This window comes from Streptomyces aculeolatus (assembly GCF_020400605.1).
GTDB classification, from domain to species: Bacteria; Actinomycetota; Actinomycetes; order Streptomycetales; family Streptomycetaceae; genus Streptomyces; species Streptomyces aculeolatus.
In genome coordinates, this window is record NZ_JAINRD010000009.1 from 1 (window position 1) to 20,307 (window position 20,307).

14 protein-coding genes are annotated in these 20,307 nt (G+C 75.1%); 6 read left to right on the forward strand and 8 right to left on the reverse strand.

All coding sequences use genetic code 11. The annotated features are described in order from the left end of the window. Positions 1 to 111: 111 nt before the first annotated feature. Together LG396_RS17050 and LG396_RS17055 are read right to left on the reverse strand one after the other, a co-directional pair. Positions 112 to 1,893, reverse strand: coding sequence for an ABC transporter ATP-binding protein (locus LG396_RS17050; protein ID WP_018836255.1), 1,782 nt, complete (start codon positions 1,891 to 1,893; stop codon positions 112 to 114). Next, positions 1,890 to 3,833, reverse strand: a complete 1,944-nt coding sequence (locus LG396_RS17055) for an ABC transporter transmembrane domain-containing protein (protein WP_225795393.1) — start codon at positions 3,831 to 3,833, stop codon at positions 1,890 to 1,892. The genes LG396_RS17050 and LG396_RS17055 overlap by 4 nt, the downstream gene beginning before the upstream one ends. Positions 3,834 to 3,993: 160 nt before the next feature. On the opposite strand from LG396_RS17055, the gene LG396_RS17060 reads away from it, so the two are divergent. After that, entirely contained in the window at positions 3,994 to 4,749 is a 756-nt protein-coding gene (locus tag LG396_RS17060; RefSeq protein ID WP_225795394.1) for a L,D-transpeptidase family protein, read from the forward strand. 70 nt (positions 4,750 to 4,819) lie between these two features. On the opposite strand, the gene LG396_RS17065 is transcribed toward LG396_RS17060, so the two are convergent. The 3 genes from LG396_RS17065 to LG396_RS17075 form a co-directional block, all read right to left on the reverse strand. Further along, positions 4,820 to 6,253, reverse strand: a complete 1,434-nt coding sequence (locus LG396_RS17065) for a Gfo/Idh/MocA family protein (protein WP_225795395.1) — start codon at positions 6,251 to 6,253, stop codon at positions 4,820 to 4,822. 113 nt (positions 6,254 to 6,366) lie between these two features. After that, complete coding sequence (locus LG396_RS17070; protein WP_225795396.1) at positions 6,367 to 9,327, reverse strand: FAD-binding and (Fe-S)-binding domain-containing protein; 2,961 nt, start codon at positions 9,325 to 9,327, stop codon at positions 6,367 to 6,369. Positions 9,328 to 9,339: 12 nt separating this feature from the next. After that, entirely contained in the window at positions 9,340 to 9,795 is a 456-nt protein-coding gene (locus tag LG396_RS17075; RefSeq protein WP_018842973.1) for a MarR family winged helix-turn-helix transcriptional regulator, read from the reverse strand. A gap of 89 nt (positions 9,796 to 9,884) precedes the next feature. On the opposite strand from LG396_RS17075, the gene LG396_RS17080 reads away from it, so the two are divergent. From LG396_RS17080 to LG396_RS17090, 3 genes are all read left to right on the forward strand, one after another. After that, positions 9,885 to 11,747, forward strand: a complete 1,863-nt coding sequence (locus tag LG396_RS17080) for an ABC transporter ATP-binding protein (protein WP_225795397.1) — start codon at positions 9,885 to 9,887, stop codon at positions 11,745 to 11,747. A 57-nt stretch (positions 11,748 to 11,804) separates the two neighbouring features. Continuing rightward, a complete protein-coding gene (locus LG396_RS17085; protein WP_225795398.1) occupies positions 11,805 to 12,320 on the forward strand; it encodes an O-acetyl-ADP-ribose deacetylase in 516 nt (171 codons plus the stop codon). A 63-nt stretch (positions 12,321 to 12,383) separates the two neighbouring features. After that, positions 12,384 to 13,136 (forward strand): YqjF family protein, encoded by a 753-nt coding sequence (locus LG396_RS17090; RefSeq protein ID WP_225795399.1) that lies wholly within the window; start codon positions 12,384 to 12,386, stop codon positions 13,134 to 13,136. Between the two features lie 34 nt (positions 13,137 to 13,170). Here the strand turns inward: LG396_RS17090 and LG396_RS17095 are convergent, their stop codons facing one another. Together LG396_RS17095 and LG396_RS17100 are read right to left on the reverse strand one after the other, a co-directional pair. Beyond that, complete coding sequence (locus tag LG396_RS17095; RefSeq protein WP_225795400.1) at positions 13,171 to 13,917, reverse strand: S1 family peptidase; 747 nt, start codon at positions 13,915 to 13,917, stop codon at positions 13,171 to 13,173. 261 nt (positions 13,918 to 14,178) lie between these two features. After that, positions 14,179 to 15,153, reverse strand: a complete 975-nt coding sequence (locus LG396_RS17100; RefSeq protein ID WP_018836265.1) for a helix-turn-helix domain-containing protein — start codon at positions 15,151 to 15,153, stop codon at positions 14,179 to 14,181. Between the two features lie 89 nt (positions 15,154 to 15,242). On the opposite strand from LG396_RS17100, the gene LG396_RS17105 reads away from it, so the two are divergent. Together LG396_RS17105 and LG396_RS17110 are read left to right on the forward strand one after the other, a co-directional pair. Beyond that, positions 15,243 to 18,674, forward strand: a complete 3,432-nt coding sequence (locus LG396_RS17105) for a S8 family peptidase (protein WP_225795401.1) — start codon at positions 15,243 to 15,245, stop codon at positions 18,672 to 18,674. Positions 18,675 to 18,791: 117 nt separating this feature from the next. Then, positions 18,792 to 19,658 carry an alpha/beta hydrolase gene (locus tag LG396_RS17110; RefSeq protein WP_100298208.1) on the forward strand — a complete coding sequence of 289 codons (867 nt, stop codon included), beginning with the start codon at positions 18,792 to 18,794 and terminating at the stop codon, positions 19,656 to 19,658. Here LG396_RS17110 and LG396_RS17115 read toward each other — a convergent pair. Beyond that, on the reverse strand, positions 19,632 to 20,282 hold the full coding sequence (locus LG396_RS17115; RefSeq protein ID WP_225795402.1) for a TetR/AcrR family transcriptional regulator: 651 nt from the start codon (positions 20,280 to 20,282) through the stop codon (positions 19,632 to 19,634). The two genes, LG396_RS17110 and LG396_RS17115, sit on opposite strands and share 27 nt — an antisense overlap. Positions 20,283 to 20,307 lie beyond the last annotated feature (25 nt).

Here is a 20,307-nt window from a genome sequence, read left to right on the forward strand (position 1 = left end):
TTTCCCCGCCGGGGTTGGTGGGGGTGGGGGGGGCGGGCCCCCCCCGGGGGGGGGCGGGGGGCCCCCCGGGGGGGGGGCCCCCCGGCGGGGGCCGGCCCCGCCGCGGACCCGTCAGCCGTGCCAGGACCGCCACAGCGCGGCGTACGCGCCGTCCGCCGCGACCAGTTCGTCGTGGCTGCCCAGCTCGCTGATGCGGCCGTCCTCGACCACCGCGATCACGTCCGCGTCGTGCGCGGTGTGCAGCCGGTGGGCGATCGCCACGACCGTGCGCCCGTCCAGCACCTTCGCCAGCGACCGCTCCAGGTGCCGCGCCGCCCTCGGGTCGAGCAGCGACGTCGCCTCGTCGAGGACCAGCGTGTGCGGGTCGGCGAGCACCAGCCGGGCCAGCGCGATCTGCTGCGCCTGCGCCGGGGTGAGCGCCGCGCCGCCCGAGCCGACCTCCGTGTCCAGGCCGTCGTCCAGCGCCCGCGCCCACTCGCCCGCGTCGACCGCGCCCAGCGCCGCCCACAGCTCCGCGTCGCCCGCCTCGGTACGTGCCAGCCGCAGGTTGTCGCGCAGGGAGCCGACGAACACGTGGTGCTCCTGGTTGACCAGTGCCACGTGCTCGCGTACCCGCTCGGCCGGCATCAGGGCCAGCTCCGCGCCGCCGAGCCGGATCTCGCCGCGCCGCGGCGAGTAGATGCCGGCCAGCAGCCGCCCCAGCGTCGACTTGCCCGCGCCGGAGGGACCGACCAGCGCCAGCCGGCTGCCCGGCTCCAACCGCAGCGAGACGCCGTGCAGCACGTCGGCCCCGGCGAGGTAGCCGAAGCGGACCTCGTCGGCGTGGACGTCCCGGCCGCCAGGCCGCACGGCCGCGTCGCCGGGCTCCTCCTCGATGTCCCGCACGCCGACCAGCCGGGCCAGCGACACCTGGGCCACCTGCAGCTCGTCGTACCAGCGCAGGATCATGCCCACCGGCTCGGTGAGCATCTGCGCCAGCAGCGCGCCCGTCGTCAGCTCGCCGACGCTCATCCAGCCCTGGAAGACGAACGCGCCGCCGAGCAGCAGCACCGAGCCGACGACCACGACGTGCGTGGCGTTGAAGACGGGGAAGAACATGCAGCGCAGGTAGAGCGTGTAACGCTCCCACGCCACCCACTCCTTGACCCGCCGGTCCGACAGCGCGATGCGGCGCGGGCCCAGCCGGTGTGCCTCCACCGTCCGGCCGGCGTCCACCGTCTCGGAGAGCGCGGCGGCCACGGCGGCGTACCCCGCGGCCTCCGAGCGGTAGGCACTCGGCGCCCGCCTGAAGTACCAGCGGCAGCCCGCGAGCAGCACCGGCGCGGCCAGCACCACCGCCACCGCCAGCGGCGGCGCCATCACCACCATGCCGCCCAGCACCAGCGCGACCCACACCACCGCGATCGTCAGCTGCGGCACGGCCTCGCGCATCGCGTTCGCCAGCCGGTCGATGTCGGTGGTGATACGGGACAGCAGGTCGCCGGTCCCCGCCCGCTCCAGCACGCCAGGAGGCAGGCCCACGGACCGTACGAGGAAGTCCTCGCGCAGGTCCGCGAGCATCCGCTCGCCGAGCATCGCGCCGCGCAGCCGCACCAGCCGGACGAAGACCGCCTGGAGCGCCAGCGCGATCGAGAACAGCACCACCGCGCGCGTCAGCTGCAGGTCCTCGACGCCCGCCGACAGGTCCTCGACCAGGCCGCCCAGCAGGTACGGACCGGCCATCGAGGCGATGACGGCGATCGCGTTCACGCCGATCAGCAGCAGGAACGCGGTGCGGTGCCGGCGCAGCAGCTCCGCCACGTAGCCGCGGACGGTCGCCGGCGCGCCCACCGGCAGGGTGGTCGCGGTGCGCGGCGCGGCCGGGTCGTACTCCGGCGGTCGCACGCCGATCATGCGGTCTCCTCCATCATCTGCGGCACGCCGCCCTCGTCGCGTACGCCTTCGTCGCCTGCGGCCTCGTCCCCTACGGCCCGGCCGTCGCCGGCGCCGCCGCCCGGCTCGGCGCCCGCGTCCCGGACGCCGCCGGCCTCCTGCTTCTCGTCCTCCGTCTCCCGGGTGACCACGGCGCGGTACGCGGGGTCGCCGTGGAGCAGCTCGCGGTGCGGGCCCTCGGCGGCCACCGCGCCGTCCTGCACGAACACGACCGTGTCGGCCCGGTCCAGCAGCAGCGGGCTGGAGGTGAACACCACCGTCGTGCGGCCCGCGCGGATCTCCCGCAGGCTCTCGGCGATGCGCGCCTCGGTGTGCGAGTCGACCGCCGAGGTCGGCTCGTCGAGCACCAGCACCTCCGGGTCGGCCACCAGCGAGCGGGCCAGCGCCAGGCGCTGGCGCTGGCCGCCGGAGAGCGACCGGCCCCGCTCGGTGATCGGCGCGCCCATCGGCGCCCCGTCGCCGTCCGGCGCCTCCGCGGCCGCCTGGGCGAGCGCTGTCAGCACGTCGCCGCACTGGGCGGCGGCCAGCGCGGCGGCGGGCTTCACCGATCCGGGCGCCGGTACGTCCAGCAGGTCGGCCAGCGTCCCGGACAGCAGCATCGGGTCCTTGTCCTGCACCAGCACCGCCGCCCGTGCGGCCACCAGGGGTACGCCGTCCAGCTCCACGCCGCCCAGCCGCACGGACGGCAGGTCGGCCGGCTCCGCCGGGTGCCCGCCGAGCCGGTCGGCGAGCCGCCCGGCGGCGTCGGGGTCGCCGCACACCACGGCGGTCAGCCGCCCGGTCGCGGCGCGCAGCCCCGTTGCCGGGTCGTGCAACTCGCCCTCCAGCCATCCGTGTTCGCCGCTGCCGCCGTCACCGCCGGCGCGGGGGCCGTTGCCGTTGCCGGTGTCGCCACCGCCCGCGGTGGCGCGGGTGAGCGCGAGCACGCGGGCGGCGCGCTTGGCGGACGGCCGGGAGAAGGAGTACGCCATCGCCAGCTCGGCGAAGTGGTGCATCGGGAAGAGCAGGAAGGTCACGGCCCCGTAGACCGTGACCAGCTCGCCGACAGTGATCGACCCGCTGCGTGCGAGCCCCACCCCGTGCCCGACGACGATCACCAGCAGCACCCCCGGCAGCGCCACCTGCACGGCGTGGATCAGCGCCCACATCCGCGCGCTGCGCACCGCCGCCGTCCGCACCTTCTGCGACGCCTCCCGGTAGCGGTCGAGGAACAGCTCCTCGCCGCCGATGCCGCGCAGCACCCGCAGCCCCGCCACGGTGTCCGCGGCCAGCTCCGTCGCCCGACCGGCCTTGGTCCGCTGGTCGTCGGCGCGGCGGGTGGCGTACGGCAGCAGGGGCAGCGGCGCGAGCGCCAGGACCGGCAGCGCGATCGCGACGACGATGCCCAGCTCCGGCGCGTAGACGACGAGGCCCGCGGTGACGGCGAGCGCGGTGACCAGCGCGGCGGTGAACCGCGAGAAGGACTCGACGAACCAGCCGATCTTCTCCACGTCGCCCGTGCTCACCGCGACCACCTCGCCGGCCGCCACCCGTCTGGTGAGCACCGAGCCCAGCTCGGCCGCCTTGCGGGCGAGCAGCTGCTGCACCCGCGAGGCGGCGGTGATCCAGTTGGTGACCGCCGCGCGGTGCAGCATGCTGTCGCCGAGCGCGATGAGCGCGCCGAACGCGATCAGCAGCGCGCCGGCCACCGCCAGCTTCCCGCCGTCGCGGTCCACGACCGCCTGCACGGCGGTGCCCACGGCCAGCGGCATCGCGCCGAGCGGCAGCATCCACACCAGGCCCCACAGCAGCGCGGCGACCTGCCCGCCGAGCTGCATGCGGCCGAGCCAGACGAGGAAGTGGCGGCCGGATCGGACGTCGGGTTCGCCGGGGTCCGTATGCGGCAGGTCGCGCAACTGCATGGCATCCCAAAAAGGTCGTCTCGGGTGTGGGTGAGCCGTGCAAGGCTGGCGGTTTGCGGGCGGGTTTTCAACCGGTTTTCACCGCGCGTGCGTGCCATCGCGCCACGGTCGCGGGGGGCCGCCCGGCGGGCCGCAGGGCGCGGCGTGTGACGATGGGTGTATGCGTGCGTACGGGACGAGCGGGCGGCTGCCGCGCCGGACGGCCGCCGCGGCGGTGGGGCTGATTCTGCTGGCGGGCTGCGGCGGTTCGGGCGACGGCGGCGGCACGGGCGGTGCGGGCGGCACGGGCAAGGGCGCGGACGGCGGCGGCGCGAGCGCGTCGCCGAGCACCCCGCCCGGCGACATCCCCGGCGTCGGCGCCCGGTGGAACGCGAAGGTGCCCGAGGACGCCCGCCAGGCCGTCGCCGTCTACGGCAGGGGCCCCGACTCCGCCGACGCCACCGTCGTCCTCTACGAGAAGCGCGGCGGCGACTGGCAGCGCCGGGAGAGCTGGCCCGGGCACAACGGCAAGAAGGGCTGGACCCCCGACCACCGCGAGGGCGACAAGCGCAGCCCCGTCGGGGTGTTCACGCTCTCCGACGCCGGCGGCGTCCTCGCCGACCCGGGCGCGAAGCTGCCGTACCTCCAGAGCCCGGCGTTCGCGGCGCCGCAGTACTGGCCGAAGACGCACTGGAACGACTTCGACCTCGTCATCGCCATCGACTACAACCGCGTCCGCGGCACCTCGCCGCTCGATCCCACCCGGCCGCAGGGGCAGGAGAAGGGCGGGTCGATCTGGTTCCACATGGACCACGGCAGCGGCACGTCCGGCTGCGTCAGCATCTCCAAGTCCGGGATGACCGAGCTGCTGCGGACGCTCGACCCGCGGAAGGACCCGGTCGCCGTGATGGGCGACCGGGCCTCCCTCGCCGGCTAGGGGGTCTGTGCCCTAGCGGCGCCGTGGCCGGGCTGACCGGCGCCGTGCGCCGGTCAGCGGGCGCCCGCGGTCACGCCTCGTCGGGCTTCTCCGAGTCCACCCCGGGGCGCTCGTCCTTCCACCCGCCGCGGGTGAAGTCCGGGATCTGCTGCGGCTTGCCGCCCGCCTTGATCGACAGGTGGCTCAGCGGCACGGGCGCCGTCCAGGTCACGGCGTCGTAGACGTCGAAGTCCGGGACCAGGCCGAGGCGCATGCACTGCATGAGCCGGAAGATCATGATGTAGTCCATGCCGCCGTGGCCGCCGGGCGGGTCGGAGTGCTCCTTCCACAGCCAGTGGTCGTACTCCGCGAAGTCCGCGAAGTCGTGCCACCGGTCGTCGGTGTGCATCGGCTCCAGGTAGATGCGCGGCTCGTAGTCCTCGAAGACGCCCTTCGTGCCGCCGAGGGAGTTGATCCGGCTGTACGGGTGCGGGGTGGAGACGTCGTGCTCCAGCCGGATGACGCGGCCCTTGGCGGTCTGCAGCATGCTGAAGGTGCGGTCGCTGCCGATGTACGTCTCCTTCCAGCTCGGGTCGCCGGAGGGCATGTGCTCCTCGCGGTACTCGGCCAGACCCAGGGCCGGCGTGCCGAAGCTGGAGATGTGGGTGACGCGGTCGCCGCGGTTGACGTCCATGTAGTTGGCCGTCGGGCCGAAGCCGTGGTTGGGGTAGAGGTCGCCGCGCAGCCGGGTGTGCCACAGCCGGCGCCAGGGGCCCTCGTAGTAGTCGGGGTCGAACATCAGCCCGCGCAGGTCGTGGTTGTACGCGCCGGCGGCGTGCAGCAGGTTGCCGAAGAGCCCGGCGTGCGCCATGCGCAGCACGCGCATCTCGTTCTTGCCGTAGGCGCAGTTCTCCAGCTGCATGCAGTGCCGGCGGGTGCGCTCGGACAGGTCGACGAGGTCCCACAGCTCCTTCACGGTCATCGCGATGGGGCACTCGACGCCGACGTGCTTGCCGTTGAGCATGGCCGTCTTCGCCATCTCGAAGTGCCAGTCCCAGGGCGTGGCGACGTAGACGAAGTCGATGTCGCCGCGCTCGCAGAGCTGCTCGAAGTCGTGGTCGCCCTTGGTGTACGTGGCGGGCGCCGGCTGGCCCGCGTCGACGACCTTCTTCGCGGCCCGCTCGACCTTGTCCACGACCGGGTCGCACAGCGCGGTCACCTGCACGCCCGGCTGCGCCAGGAACAGGTCGATCATGCTGCCGCCGCGGTTGCCCAGGCCCACGATCCCGACCCGTACGGTGCTGTGGGTCTCGAACGGCACGCCGATCATCGTCCTGCCGCGCCGCGGCGGCGCGGCGGCTTCCGCGGCCGCGGCCTCCCCGGCCTCCGCCGCCTGCGCCTGGGAGGCGCCGAACGCCCCCAGGCCGAGCCCTGCACCGGCGATGCCCGCCGTGCGCAGCACCGAGCGGCGGGAGTAGCCGTCGTCCGAATCGCCGGGTCTCGGGGTGGCGTTCTCCTCGCGCATGCGTCCTCCGGATGGTGTGCGGTAGGTTCGCCGCCACCCTCGCCGGACCCGGGCGCGCCGACAAGAGGTCTGCACCACTGAGGCGTTGGACTTACCGTCCGGGCCGGATGGACTTATCCGCGGCGGCCCCGCAGGCCCGCCGGGCGGGTGGCGCGCTCCAGCTCCAGCAGTACGGAGCGGTACGAGCGGCCGGTCGCCCGGTCCATCCCGATCTCGCACATCCGGTTCGCCGACAGGTGCGCATCGTAGTCGCGGGCGGTGACCTCGGCGGCCTCGCGCGCGGTCGCGGAGGCGGTCAGTTCCTTGTGCAGCATGCCGCGGTCGCCGGCGAAGGCGCAGCAGGCCGCGTCGTCCGGCACGACGACCTCCTCGGCGACGGCCTCGGCCAGCGCGGTGAGCCGGCCGGTGTTGCCCAGGTGGCGCATCGAGCAGGTCGGGTGGACCACCGCGGAGGACGTCCGCCGCTCGATCGTCAGCCGGGGCAGCAGCTCGTCGGCGGCCCAGTCGAGCGAGTCCAGGACGGTGAGCTGCGCGTGCAGTTTGCGGCTCGCCTCCGTCAGGTACGGCACCACCTCGTGCGCGAGGCCCAGCGTGCAGGACGAGGCGTCGACGACGACCGGCAGCCGGGCGCCGTCCGTCCACCGCCAGGCGGCCTCGACGATGCGGTTGGCCATCAGCCGGGTGCCGTCGTCGTAGCCCTTGGAGTGCCAGATGGTCGAGCAGCAGGTGCCGGTGACGTCGTCGGGGATCCACACGGGCCGCCCGGCGCGCGCCGAGACGGCGACGAGCGCCTCGGCCAGGTTCGGGCCGCGCGCGTCGTCGGGGCCGCCGAAGATGCGGTTGACGCACGCCGGGAAGTAGACGGCGGCGGCGCCCTCGCGGACGGTGCCGGGGAGCCGGCGCGCGGCCGGCCCCGGGATCTCCGGCAGCCACTCGGGCACGAGGTCGGGGCGCACGGCCCGGCGCGCGAGCCGGGTCGCGGCGCCCGGCACCCGGTCGCCGAGCCGGTGCGCCACGGCGACGGCCAGCCGCGCGGCGCGTTCCACCTGGCGGAAGCGGCGCGCGGTGCCGGCGGCGGCGCGCTCCTCGCGGGCGGAGTGCCGCGCGTGCCGGAAGTCCTTCATCATCTGCCCGGTGTCGATGCCGACGGGGCAGTCCAGGCTGCACGTCGAGTCGCCCGCGCAGGTGTCGACGGCGTCGTACCCGTACGCCGCCAGGAGGCTGCCGGTGACCGGCGCGTCCGGCGGCTGGCGCAGCATCTCCCGGCGCAGCACGATGCGCTGGCGCGGGGTGGTGGTCAGGTCGCGGCTGGGGCAGGTGGGTTCGCAGAAGCCGCACTCGATGCACGGGTCGGCGATGTCCTCGATCCGCGGGATGGTCTTGAGCCCGCGCAGGTGCGCCTTCGGGTCGCGGTCGAGCAGGACCCGGGGGGCGAGGATGCCGCGCGGATCGACCAGCTCCTTGATGCGCCACATCAGCTCGGTGGCGCGCTCGCCCCACTCCAGCGCGAGGAACGGGGCGATGTTGCGGCCGGTGGCGTGCTCGGCCTTGAGCGAGCCGTCGAAGCGCTCGACGGTCAGCCGGCAGAAGTCGTCCATGAACGCCGCGTACCGCTCGACGTCGGCGGGCTCCGCGGCGTCGAAGGCGAGCAGGAAGTGCAGGTTGCCGTGGGCGGCGTGGCCGGCGACGGCGGCGTCGAAGCCGTGCCGCGCCTGGAGTTCGAGCAGCGCCTCGCAGGCCTCGGCGAGCCTGCCGGGCGGGACGGCGAAGTCCTCGGTGATGAGGGTCGTACCGGCCGGGCGGGAGCCGCCGACGGCGGTGACGAACGCCTTGCGGGCCTTCCAGTAGCCGGAGATACGGCCGGGGTCGCGGGTGAACGCGTTGCCCTCGGCGGCGACGGAACCGACCGGTGCCACGAGGTCGAGCCCCGCCAGCACCCCGGCCGCCGCCTCCTCGTACGCCTCCCGCGCCGCCTCGTCCGGCGCCCGGAACTCCACCAGCAGCGCCGCCGTCTCCTTCGGCAGCTCCGCCCAGTCGGCGGGCACGCCGGCGACGCTGACCGACGCGCGCAGCGTGTTGCCGTCCATCAGCTCCACGGCCAGCGCCCCGGCGGCGCCCCACGCCGGCACCGCCGCCGCGGCGGCCTGGAGGGTGGGGAAGAACAGCAGCGCGGTGGAGGTGTGCCGGTCCAGCGGCAGGGTGTCGAAGACGGTGTCGGCGATGAAGCCGAGCGTGCCCTCGGAGCCGACCATCAGCCCGCGCAGGATCGCCACGGGGGTGGCGCCGTCGAGGAAGGCGTCCAGCCGGTAGCCGTTGGTGTTCTTGATCTCGTACTTGGCGCGGATCCGGGCCGTCAGCTCCGCGTCCGCCTCGATCTCCGCCTTGAGCGCGAGCAGCCCGCGGCACAGCTCCGGCTCGGCCGCGGCCAGCCGCTCGTCGGCGTCGGGCGCGGCGGTGTCCACGACGGTGCCGGAGGGCAGCACGAAGGTCAGCGAGGCCAGCGTGCGGTAGGAGTTGCGCGTGGTGCCCGCCGTCATGCCCGAGGCGTTGTTGGCGACGACGCCGCCGAGGGTGCAGGCGATGGCGCTGGCCGGGTCGGGGCCGAGGACGCGGCCGTGCCGGGCGAGGGTGGCGTTGGCCCGTACGACGGTGGTGCCCGGGCCTACGCGGGCGCGCGTCGCGGCGTCGTCGAGCACCTCGACGCGCGCCCAGTGCCTGCGGACGTCGACGAGGATGTCCTCGCCCTGCGCCTGGCCGTTGAGCGACGTGCCCGCCGCCCGGAAGACGAGCTGGCGGCCGTGCTCGTGGGCGAACCGGAAGAGCGCCGAGACGTCCGCGACCGTCTCGGCGACGGCCACGGCCCGCGGCACGAACCGGTACGGGCTGGCGTCCGAGGCGTACCGCACCAGGTCCGAGGCGCCCGTCAGCACCTTCTCCGCCCCCAGCAGCGCCGTCAGCCCGCCGCGCAGCGGCTCGGGCGTGCCCGCCGCGAGGTCGTCGGCGACCCGGTCCGGCGCGGGCGCCGCCCCGCGGCCGGGGCGCAGGGCCGAGGGCTTGGGCTGGAGCAGCGGCATGGAACGGACTCCTCAGCAGGGGTGGCCGTGCGGGTCGACCAGGGGGGCGATGAGCCCCAGCAGTTTTTCACGCTGCTTTTCGGACAGCGGCTCCAGCACGTCCGCGGCGGCGGCGAGCCGGGCCCGGTGCAGCTCGGCGAGCGCCGCACGCCCGGCCTCGGTGGTCTCGATACGGATCACGCGCCGGTTGGCCGGGTCGGGCACGCGCCGGACCAGGCCGCCCGCCTCCAGCGCGTCCACGTGCGTGGTGACCGCGCGGGGCACGACGCCCAGGCGCTCGGCGAGGTCCGCCATCCGCGGCGGCTCCTCGTGGCGCTCCAGGGTGCGCAGCAGCCGCGACTGGGCGGGCGTGATGCCCAGCGGCTTGAAGTGGTGCTTCTGCGCGTAGTGGATCCGGCGGGTGAGCAGCAGGAGCTGCTCCGCCAGCTGGCCGGTCACGTCTGCGGGGGGCGGGGGCGTCTGGGACACGCCCCGAGGGTATCAGGAGCATATTCATTGTGCATATAGGTAACAATGAGCTATCCTCCCTTGAGTCGTCACACTCTTCTAGGAGGCCCATGCCCCGCGATCCACTCGACGGGTGGACACCCCCGCCCACCGATCCTGAGCAGCCCGCCCAGGTGCGCCGGATCCTCGCGCTCTTCCGCCCGTACCGCGGCCGCCTCGCCGTGGTCGGGCTGCTGGTGGCCGCGTCCTCGCTGGTCTCGGTCGCCTCGCCGTTCCTGCTCCGCGAGGTCGTCGACACCGCCCTGCCCGAGGGCCGCACCGGGCTGCTCAGCCTGCTCGCGCTCGGCATGGTCGGCGTCGCCGTGCTCGGCGGCGTCTTCGGCGTGCTCCAGACCCTCATCTCCACCACCGTCGGCCAGCGCGTCATGCACGACCTGCGCACCGCCGTCTACGCCCAGCTGCAGCGCATGCCGCTGGCGTTCTTCACCCGCACCCGCACCGGCGAGGTGCAGTCCCGCATCGCCAACGACATCGGCGGCATGCAGGCGACGGTGACGACCACCGCCACCTCGCTGGTCTCCAACCTCACCAGCGTCGTCGCCACCGTCGTCGCCATGCTCGCGCTCGACTGGCGGCTGACCGTCGTCTCGCTGCTCCTGCTGCCGGTCTTCGTCTGGATCGCCCGCCGCGTCGGCCGCGAGCGCAAGAAGATCACCTCGCAGCGGCAGAAGCAGATGGCGGCCATGGCCGCGGGCGTGACCGAGTCGCTGTCGGTGAGCGGCATCATGCTCGGCCGCACCATGGGCCGCTCCGACAGCCTGACCCGCGGCTTCGCCGAGGAGTCCGAGAGCCTGGTGGACCTGGAGGTACGGGCCAACATGGCCGGCCGCTGGCGGATGGCCACCATCGGCGTCGTCATGGCCGCCATGCCCGCCGTCATCTACTGGACCGCCGGACTGGCCTCGGGCAGCGCGGGGCAGGCCGTGTCCATCGGCACCGTCGTCGCCTTCGTCTCACTGCAGCAGGGCCTCTTCCGGCCCACCGTCAGCCTGCTCTCCACCGGCGTGCAGATGCAGACCTCGCTCGCCCTCTTCCAGCGCATCTTCGAATACCTCGACCTGCCCGTCGACATCGCCGAGCCCGAGCGCCCGGTGCGGCTGGACAAGCCCCGCGGCGACGTGCGCTTCGAGAACGTCGACTTCGCGTACGAGCCCGGGCAGCCGACGCTGCGCGACGTCGCACTCACCGTGCCCGCGGGCAGCAGCCTGGCCATCGTCGGCCCCACCGGCGCCGGCAAGTCCACCCTGGGCTACCTGGTGCCGCGGCTGTATGACGTCACCGGCGGCCGGGTCACCATCGACGGCACCGACGTGCGCGACCTCGACTTCGACTCGCTCGCCCGCGCGGTCGGCGTCGTCGCCCAGGAGACGTACCTCTTCCACGCCTCCGTCGCCGACAACCTGCGCTTCGCCCGCCCGGACGCCACCGGCGCCGAGATCGAGGCCGCCGCCCGCGCCGCGCAGATCCACGACCACATCGCCGCCCTGCCCGACGGCTACGACACCCTCGTCGGCGAGCGCGGCTACCGCTTCTCCGGCGGCGAGAAGCAGCGCCTGGCGCTCGCCCGCACGATCCTGCGCGACCCGCCGGTGCTCATCCTCGACGAGGCCACCAGCGCCCTGGACACCCGCACCGAGCGCGCGGTGCAGGAGGCGGTCGACGCGCTGGCCGAGGGCCGTACGACCATCACCATCGCGCACCGGCTCTCCACCATCCGCGACGCCGACCAGATCGCCGTCCTGCACGACGGCCGGATCGCCGAACTCGGCACGCACGAGAAGCTGATGGCCGCCGGCGGCCGGTACGCGGCGCTGGTGCGCCGCGACCTCGACGCGAACCCGAGCGCGGACCCGGACCCGGACCCGGACCCGGACGCGGGCGCGGTGGCGGAGGGTGCCTCGGTGGCGGTCTGACCCGCGGCCCGGGCCGGGCGCCCGCCGCCGGCTCCGGGCCCGTACTAACGTGGCGCCATGGGTGTGCTGAAGGCCGTGCGCGGCGACATCACCGAGCAGCGGGTCGACGCGGTGGTCAACGCCGCCAACTCCTCGCTGCTGGGCGGCGGGGGCGTCGACGGCGCCATCCACCGCAGGGGCGGCAAGAGCATCGTGCGGGAGTGCCGCGAGCTGCGCGCCTCCGCCTACCCGGACGGCCTGCCCGCGGGCCGCGCCGTGGCCACCGCCGCCGGGCTGCTGCCGGCCCGCTGGGTGATCCACACGGTCGGCCCGGTGTGGTCGCCGACCGAGGACCGCTCGGCGCAACTGGCCTCCTGCTACCGCGAGTCGCTGGTCGTAGCCCGCGGACTGGGTGCCCGCACCGTCGCGTTCCCGGCCGTGTCCACCGGCGCGTTCGGCTGGCCGCTGGACGACGGGGCCCGGATCGCGGTGGCCGCGGTTCAGGCGGCCGTCGACAAGCGGGACTTCGACGAGGTGCGCTTCGTCCTCTTCGACGCGCTCGCCCAGGAGGCGTTCGCCCGGCACCTCGGCTGACGCGGGCGTCCGGCCGCGGGCCCCGGCAGGACCGGGCCGCGGCGGTACTGCGATCCTGGCAGCGTGCACCAGCCCGCGCCCGTCACGCCCGACGCCCCGCACGCCGTACGCTCCCCGCTGCTCACCCAGCAGTGGCTCGACCTGACGTTCGTGCACTGGGCCGTCGAGCCGGACGCCGTGGCGCGGCTGCTGCCCCCGGGGACGGCGCCGGACACGCACGAGGGGGCGGCGTACGTCGGGCTCATCGCGTTCCGGATGCACCGCGTCGGCTGGCTGCGGCTGCCCGCGGTGCCGTACCTCGGCTCCTTCCCGGAGACCAACGTGCGCTTGTACTCGGTCGACGCCCACGGGCGGCGTGGCGTGGTCTTCCGGTCGCTGGACGCCTCCCGGCTGATCCCCGTGGTGGCGGGCCGGCTCGGCTTCGGGCTGCCGTACGCGTGGTCGCGGATGTCCGTCCGAAGGGCCGCCGGCACCGTCGGCTACAGGAGCCGGCGCCGCTGGCCGGGGCCGCGCGGCGCGTACAGCCGCCTGACCGTGCGTCCCGGCGAGCGCGTCGAGGAGGCGAGCGGGCTGGAGCACTTCCTCACCGCGCGCTGGGGGCTGCACAGCGCCTTCCTCGGCTCGACGCGCTACCTGCCCAACGACCATCCGCGCTGGCCGCTGCACCGCGCCGAGCTGGTCGAGTGCGACGAGAACCTGGTCGCGGCGGCCGGCCTGCCCGCGCCCGCCGGCGACCCGGCCAGCGTCCTGTACTCGCCGGGCGTCCCGGTACGCCTCGGCCGCCCGCTGCGCCCCGCGGGCATCCCGGCTCCTTAGGGACTGGCGCCGGGGACCCGCGGGGCGCGGGCGGTCAGCGGGTGCCGCCGATGATCGCGTCGATGCGGGACTTCACGGACGTCACGTCGCCGTAGATGGCGGGCGAGACGGCGCAGGTGCCGGCCGTGCCGCGGCTGGTGGCGCCGACGAGCCGCCAGTCGCCGGGCCCGCCGACGACCGCCGGGCCGCCGGAGTCGCCGTAGCACGCGCCCCGGCCGCCGCCGCCGTTCACGCACAGCTCGTACGCGCCCTGGATGCCGGCGCAAGAGGAATCGGCCAGGACCGTGGTGTCGAGCTGCCGCAGCCCCACGGGCGGGGCGCCGCAGCCGCGGGTCGGGCAGGTCTGGCCCCAGCCGATCAGCCGGGTCGCCGAGCCGGCCGGTGCGCCGGCGGCGATGGGGACGGGGGTCTTCGTCGACGGGGTGCCGAGCCGCAGCAGGGTCATGTCGGCGGCGAGCTGGCGGCGTTCGACGACGCGGCGGACCTCGCCGCCCGCGGTGCGGTCGGTGGTGCCGATCCGCACCTGGTACGGGGTGCCGCAGTGCGCCGCGGTGACGATCCAGCTCGGGTCGACGAGACTGCCGCCGCAGGTGTGGCTGCCGGAGGCGCTCTGCAGCGAGGCCATGAAGGAGTACGTCTCGGAGGCCGGCTGGCCGCCGACGATCTGCGTCGTCGGCGGCGGCGTGGGCCCGGAGTCGCCGGCGGCCACCGCGGCGCCCGACATCGACAGGATTGCCGCGACGGCGGCAGATAACCCGCCGAGCCGCATAATGCTGCGCATTCGTCCGTTCATTCGCGTGTTCCTCCCATGGGGACATCGGCGCGTGCACGCCGATGGGGGATCGCCCGATCGTAAACACGAGCCCCGGGAAACGTAAACAGCGCACCGCGGTAGCGGGAATTCTCGGGACCCGAAATAACCTCCATGAGCAGGGAGTTCATCATCCGGAAATGACGATTCCGTGGCCCGGTCGCAGAAATCGCTTACATAACGCGGTGTTATGGCCATCGAATAATGGAAGGGTGTTGCGGGCAGCGGGAATTACTCCTTTCCGGGCTGTGGTGAGGGGTCCGGAAGCCAGCCGCGGCGCTGCGCCAGGATTCCCGCCTGGAAGCGGGTGCGGGCGCCCAGTTCGTCCAGCAGCTCCGCCACCCGCCGGGTGACGGTGCGCGGGCTCACGCCCAACTGCCGGGCGATCGCCTCGTCCTTGACCCCCGCCGCCAGCAGCGTCAGCAGCGCCAGGTCCGAGCACGACGGCCGGTCCCGAGCGGGCTGCGGCAGCAGCGGCGCGGCCTGTTGCCACAGCAGCTCGAAGAGGCCGACGAGGGCGTCCAGCAGCGCGCACGGGCGGATCACCAGCGCGCTGTCCACCTGGTCGTCGAGCGCGATCGGCAGCAGCGCCACCGCGCGGTCCGCGACCGCCAGCTTCATCGGCACCTGCGGGTGGACCCTCGACTGCTCGCCGTTGGCCGCCGCCCGCCTGGCCGCCGCCAGGGCGCCCGGGTACTCCAGCGACTCGGGGGCGTAGATGCCGCGTACCACCACCTGTTCGTGCAGCCGTGCCGTCACGCCCTCCTCCGAGGGCGTCGCGTCCGCGGCGTACGGCGGCCGGTCGAAGACCAGCAGCTCCCGCTCGCAGCCGCGGACGAGCCCGCCGAAGCGCTCCGCGATGGCCTGCCGGCCGGTGAGGATCTCCAGCAGCTCGTCGGGCTGCCGGCCCGCGCTCAGCGTGGCCGCCAGCGTCCGCGCGTTGCGCTGGAGTTCGCCCAGCTCCCGGCGGCGCCGCGCGACGAGCAGGTCGACGGCGGTGTCGGGGCGGGTGGCCAGCAGCCGCACCGGGCGCCCGGGCAGCCGGCTGACGAGGCCCACCTCCTCCAGCTCCGTCACGCTGCGGCGCGTGGCGCGCCCGGAGCGGCCCAGCTCGCCGGCGAGCTGGGCGACGGTACGGCCCGGCGCGGCCAGCAGCGCGCGGTAGACGGACTCGGCGTACGGCGGTATCCCCAGGGCCTCAAGCATCCGGCCATCGTGGCTACTTGTAGACGTGGCTACAAGACGCCACGAAGATTCGTTCCGCGGCGCGGGCCGCCCGGGGTAAGACCGGGATCATGTCCTCCAGACGGCTCCATCAGCACGTCCGCGCCACCCTGACAGCCCTCCTCCTCGGCGGGCTGACCCTCCCGGCCCTGTCGGCAGCGCCGGCCGCGGCCGGCCCCCCGCCCCCGCCCCCGCCCCCGGCCGCACCGTCCGCGAGCGGCGCCTCCGCCGCCGGCCCGGCGTCCCCTGCCGGCTCCGCCACGGTCACCCTCGTCACCGGCGACGAGGTCACCCTCGACGCCCCCGCCGCGGACGGCCCGCCCGCCGTCTCCGTCACGCCCCGGGCCGGCTCCGAGGGGACCCGCTCCTTCACCACCCTGCGCGACGGCGCGGACGTCTACGTCGTCCCCGACGACGCCGCCGGGCTCGTGCCCGAGGTGCTCGACCTCGAACTCTTCAACGTCACCGCCCTCGTCGAGATGGGCTACGACGACGCCTCGACCGGCGCGCTCCCGCTGATCGTGCAGGGTCCCAGGCCGCTTGCCGCGGCCGGCGAGGCGGCCCGCGGCCGGCGGTTGGAGGCCCTGCCGCTGCCGGCGATCGACGCCGTCGCCGTCGACCTGCCCAAGAAGAGCGCCGACACGTTCGCCGCGACGCTCGCCCGCCCGGCGGGTCCCGCCGCGGCCGGGGTGCGCAAGGTGTGGCTGGACCGCCGCCTCGAGGCCGCGGAACTCGACGGCAACCTGGGCCAGATCGGCGCCCCCGAGGTGTGGGAAGCCGGGCTGAGCGGAGCCGGCGTGGACGTCGCCGTGCTCGACTCCGGCGTCGACACCGACCACCCCGACCTGCGCGGAAAGGTCGCCGACGCCGCCGACTTCACCGGCGAGGGGACGACGGAGGACCGCAACGGCCACGGCACCCACGTCGCCTCCCTCGTCGCGGGCACCGGCGCCGCGTCCGGCGGCGCCCGCAAGGGCGTCGCGTACGACGCCCGGCTGCTGTCCGGCCGGGTCCTCGACGGGGAGGGCCAGGGCCGGGCGTCCTGGGTCATCGCCGGCATGCAGTGGGCCACCGACCGGGGGGCCGACGTCGTCAACCTCAGCCTCGGCGGCACCGCGCCCGAGTACCCCGGGAACGACCCCGTCGCCCGCGCGCTGGACGCCCTGGCCGCCGACACCGGCACCCTCTTCGTCGTCGCCGCGGGCAACTCCGGCCCGTACTCCGGCACCATCGGCACCCCCGGCGTCGCGGAGAGCGCGCTGACCGTGGGGGCCGCGCGCGCAGACGGCGGTGCGCCCCGGTTCACCAGCGTGGGGCCGACGACCGGCGCGTTCCTCGCCAAGCCCGACCTGAGCGCCCCCGGCGTCGCCATCACGGGTGCCCGCGCGGGCGGCGGCACGGCCGATCCGTACACGCAGCTGGACGGCACCTCCCAGGCCGCCCCGCACGTCGCGGGCGCCGCCGCGCTGCTGCTGCAGAAGCACCCCGACTGGGACTGGCGGCGGGTGAAGACGGCCCTCATGACCACCGCGGACGGCGACGCGGCCGAGCCCCGGCCGCACACGGCCGGCGCCGGGGTCCTCGACCTGCCGGGCGCCGCGAACGAGACGCTGCAACTCAACCGCGGCAACGTCGACTTCGGCTACCTGCGCCACCCGGACGGCGGCCGCCCGGCGTCGATCGAACTGACCCTGACCAACAACGGCACCGAGCCCCGCGACGTCTCCCTCACCGACCTCGCCGCCGAGCGCGCCGGCGCCCCCCTCGCCGACGACGCCGTGACCGTCACCCCCGCCGCGGTGACCGTCGCGCCCGGCGCCACGGAGCGCGTGACGGTGGCGCTGACGCCCGCGGACGTGGCACCCGGCGTCTACTCCGGCGCCGTCGTCCTCACCGAGAGCGGCCGCGACACCGTCACCCTGCCGCTCAGCTTCTACCGCGAACCGCCCCGCCACGACGTCGACCTGACCGTCCTGGACCGCAACGGCCGCCCCTGGGCGGGCGGCAGCCTGTGGCTGCTCAACATGGAGGAGCTGTACCCGGAGACCGGCGGCGGCTTCCGCACCGTCCACCTCGACGAGAACGGCCGCGCCACCGCCCGCATGCTGCCCGGGCCGCTCTCGATGCTGGCCAAGGTCGAGACGCCCGCCGCGGACGGCGAGCCGGCCACCGTCGCCTTCGCCGGCTCGCCCGAGGTCACGGTCGACGCCGACATGCCCTACACCATCGACGCGCGCAAGGCCCTGCCGCTGCGCCCCGCGACCGTCGAGGGCGCCGACACCGAGGTGCGGCACGCCTCCGTCCACTACGCCCGCCGCGACGCCGCCGGCACCGGCGGCATGGACGAGGGGATCTACGCCACCGGCGAGGAGATCGAGCAGGGCAGGGTCTTCCTCCAGCCGACCGAGCCGGTACGGCACGGCAGCGCGGCGTTCGCGACCCGCTGGCGCCTGGCGGCCGAAGGCGGTCCGCGCGGGCGGCAGGCCGACCTGTACGAGCTGGTGCTCGGCCAGGGCGGGACGATCCCCGACCCGCCCCGCTACCGCGTCACCCGCGCCGAGGCGCGCAAGCTGGCGCGCGTCGAGGCCGACTACCGCTCGCTGCTCGGCGGCAAGGACACGTACGCCGAGACCCGCGAGGCGCGCCCCGACGGCATCGAGACGGCGGTCGTCTTCGAGTACCCGCTCGCGGTGCCGCAGCGCCGCGTCGAGATGGTCACCGCGCGGCCGGACGTGAAGTGGCGCCACTGCGTCCTCGGCCCCGAGCCGGCGCTGCCGCGCCTGTGCGCGCCCACGCTGCCGTACGAGCCGGGGGAGAGCGCCGATCCGGTCTGGTACGGCGCCCCCGCCCCGGCGGTCATCTCCGGCGTGCACTACGGCGACCAGCTCGACCTGCCGGTGTCGCTGAGCGACGGCGAGCACCAGGGCCCGGTGCGGAACCTCCCGTCCGCCGGGAACGAGGGTCTGCGGCTCTTCCGCGACGGCACCGAGATCCCGGCCCGCCCCGGCACCAGCTACTTCCCCGTCACGCCCGAGCCCGCCACGTACCGGCTGGAGCACACCTCGCGCCCCGACCGCGAGGCGCTGCCCATCGGCAGTGAGACGCGCACGAGCTGGACGTTCCCCGCCCGCGGCCCGGCGGACCCGGCGGTGGGCCAGGAACGGGTCCGGCTGCTGGGCGTCGACTACGCGCCCCGCACCACCCGCGACGGCGGCGTCCCCGCGCACCGGCCGCTCACGGTCGGCCTGCGGCTGACGTCCACCGCGGGTCCCGAGGACGCGATCAGGACCGAGCGCGGCAGCGTGCGGTTCTGGGCCTCCACCGACGGCGGCGAGCGCTGGCACGAGGCGCTCGTGGTCCCCGGGCGCGGCGGTGAGCTGACCGCGCTGGTGCCGGGGCTGTGGCCGCGGCCGGGCCAGGAGGTGTCCGTACGTATCCGCGGCAGCGCCGCGGAGGGGCGGGCTATCGAGCAGACGATCCTCGACGCCTACCGCGCCGGCTGAGACGGCGCGCCGGCCCCGGCGGGACCGCCGGGGCCGGCGCCCGTACCGCCCCGCCACCGCACGCCCACCGTCCGCCGGGATCAGAAACTAAGCGAACGGTCGTGCTATCTTCTGTCCATGAAGCCTGTCGTCACCGCGCTCATAGGCAAGGTCCTCAACGCCACCGCCGCCGTCCTGCCCGGTCTCGCGGGCCGCGGCGCCCTCGTCCTCTACCGCCACCCGCGCGCCGACCGCTCCTTCCGGGACGACGAACGCCGGCTGCTCGCGGGCGCGTTCACCGGCAGCCTCACCGTTGCCGGCAAGAACGTGGTCACATACTGCTGGGGCGACGGCGAGCGGCCCGTGCTGCTCGTGCACGGCTGGCGTTCGCGGGCCGCCCACTTCGCGCCGTACATCGAAGCGCTGCGCGCCGCCGGCTACACGCCCGTCGCCTTCGACGCCCCCGCCCACGGCGCCTCCGAAGGGCGCCGCACGACCGTGCTGGAGTACCGCGAGATCATCGCGCGGCTGTACGAGGAGCACGGCAGGTTCGAGGCCGTCGTCGCGCACTCCCTCGGCGGCTCCGCCGCCTTCCTCGCGCTGCGCGGCGCCGCGGCGGCGGACCGCCTGGTGGTCGTCTCCGGCGTCGCCGACTTCGACCACGTCGTCGACGTCTTCTGCGCCGGCCTCGGCCTCGGGCCGCGGGTGAAGACCGCGCTGCGGCGGCGCATCGAGATCGACATGTTCCCCGGTGAGCACGACCTGTGGCGCCGCTTCGACGTCACGTACCGGCCGGACCGGATCACATTGCCGATCCTGCTCGTCCACGACGAGAAGGACCGCATGGTCGCCGCCGCGCAGGCGGACAAGACCGCGGCGGCCTACGGCGGCCAGGTCAGCATGCACCGCACCAGCGGCCTCGGGCACGTCCGGATCCTGGCGGACCCGGAGGTGGTGCGCACGGCGCTCGCGTTCGTCTCAGCCGGGGAGCGCGTCCGGGACTGAGCCCGGGTCCGCGGCCGCCGCGCGCAGCCGCGTCACGACGGCGGTGGCGGCCAGGTCGTACGCGTCCTGCGAGCCGTGCAGCAGCGACAGCAGGTTGGCGTGCTCCAGCAGCGCGATCAGCTCGAACGCGAGCCCCGCCGGGTCGGTCTCGGGCCGCAGCTCGCCCGTGCTCCTGGCCTCCTCGGCCGTCTGCTGCACGTACGCCGCCCAGTCGCGGTGCGCCGCTGCCACCGCGTCGTGCACGGGGCCGCTGCGGGAGGCGAACTCGGCCGCCGCGCCGTAGAAGAAGCAGCCGCCGGGGAAGACGCGCTCGCGCGAGTAGCGCAGCCAGTGGGCGCAGAGCGACAGCAGCCTGCCGACCCCCGGCGGCTGCTCCTGCACGGGCACCACCACGGTCTTGGCGAACACCGCGCCCGCGGCCCGCACCGTCGCAAGCTGCAGCTCCTCCTTGGAGCCGAAGAGCGCGAAGACCCCGCTCTTGCTCAGCCCCAGCTCGCCGGCGATCCGGCCCAGCGACAGGCCCTCCAGGCCCTCCACCGAGGCGATGTCCATCGTCCGCCGCAGCACGAGCCGGCGCGTCTGGTTGCCGCGCTCGACCCGCCCGTCCACCCGCGTACCGGCCACCCTGCTCGCCTCCTCTACGTGCCCG

Bases quoted from the DNA above. Each gene is read 5' to 3' on its own strand.
- LG396_RS17050 (WP_018836255.1), bottom strand. From the start codon at position 1,893: ATGATCGGCGTGCGACCGCCGGAGTACGACCCGGCCGCGCCGCGCACC.
- LG396_RS17055 (WP_225795393.1), bottom strand. From the start codon at position 3,833: ATGCAGTTGCGCGACCTGCCGCATACGGACCCCGGCGAACCCGACGTC.
- LG396_RS17060 (WP_225795394.1), top strand. From the start codon at position 3,994: ATGCGTGCGTACGGGACGAGCGGGCGGCTGCCGCGCCGGACGGCCGCC.
- LG396_RS17065 (WP_225795395.1), bottom strand. From the start codon at position 6,253: ATGCGCGAGGAGAACGCCACCCCGAGACCCGGCGATTCGGACGACGGC.
- LG396_RS17070 (WP_225795396.1), bottom strand. From the start codon at position 9,327: ATGCCGCTGCTCCAGCCCAAGCCCTCGGCCCTGCGCCCCGGCCGCGGG.
- LG396_RS17080 (WP_225795397.1), top strand. From the start codon at position 9,885: ATGCCCCGCGATCCACTCGACGGGTGGACACCCCCGCCCACCGATCCT.
- LG396_RS17085 (WP_225795398.1), top strand. From the start codon at position 11,805: ATGGGTGTGCTGAAGGCCGTGCGCGGCGACATCACCGAGCAGCGGGTC.
- LG396_RS17095 (WP_225795400.1), bottom strand. From the start codon at position 13,917: ATGCGCAGCATTATGCGGCTCGGCGGGTTATCTGCCGCCGTCGCGGCA.
- LG396_RS17100 (WP_018836265.1), bottom strand. From the start codon at position 15,153: ATGCTTGAGGCCCTGGGGATACCGCCGTACGCCGAGTCCGTCTACCGC.
- LG396_RS17105 (WP_225795401.1), top strand. From the start codon at position 15,243: ATGTCCTCCAGACGGCTCCATCAGCACGTCCGCGCCACCCTGACAGCC.
- LG396_RS17110 (WP_100298208.1), top strand. From the start codon at position 18,792: ATGAAGCCTGTCGTCACCGCGCTCATAGGCAAGGTCCTCAACGCCACC.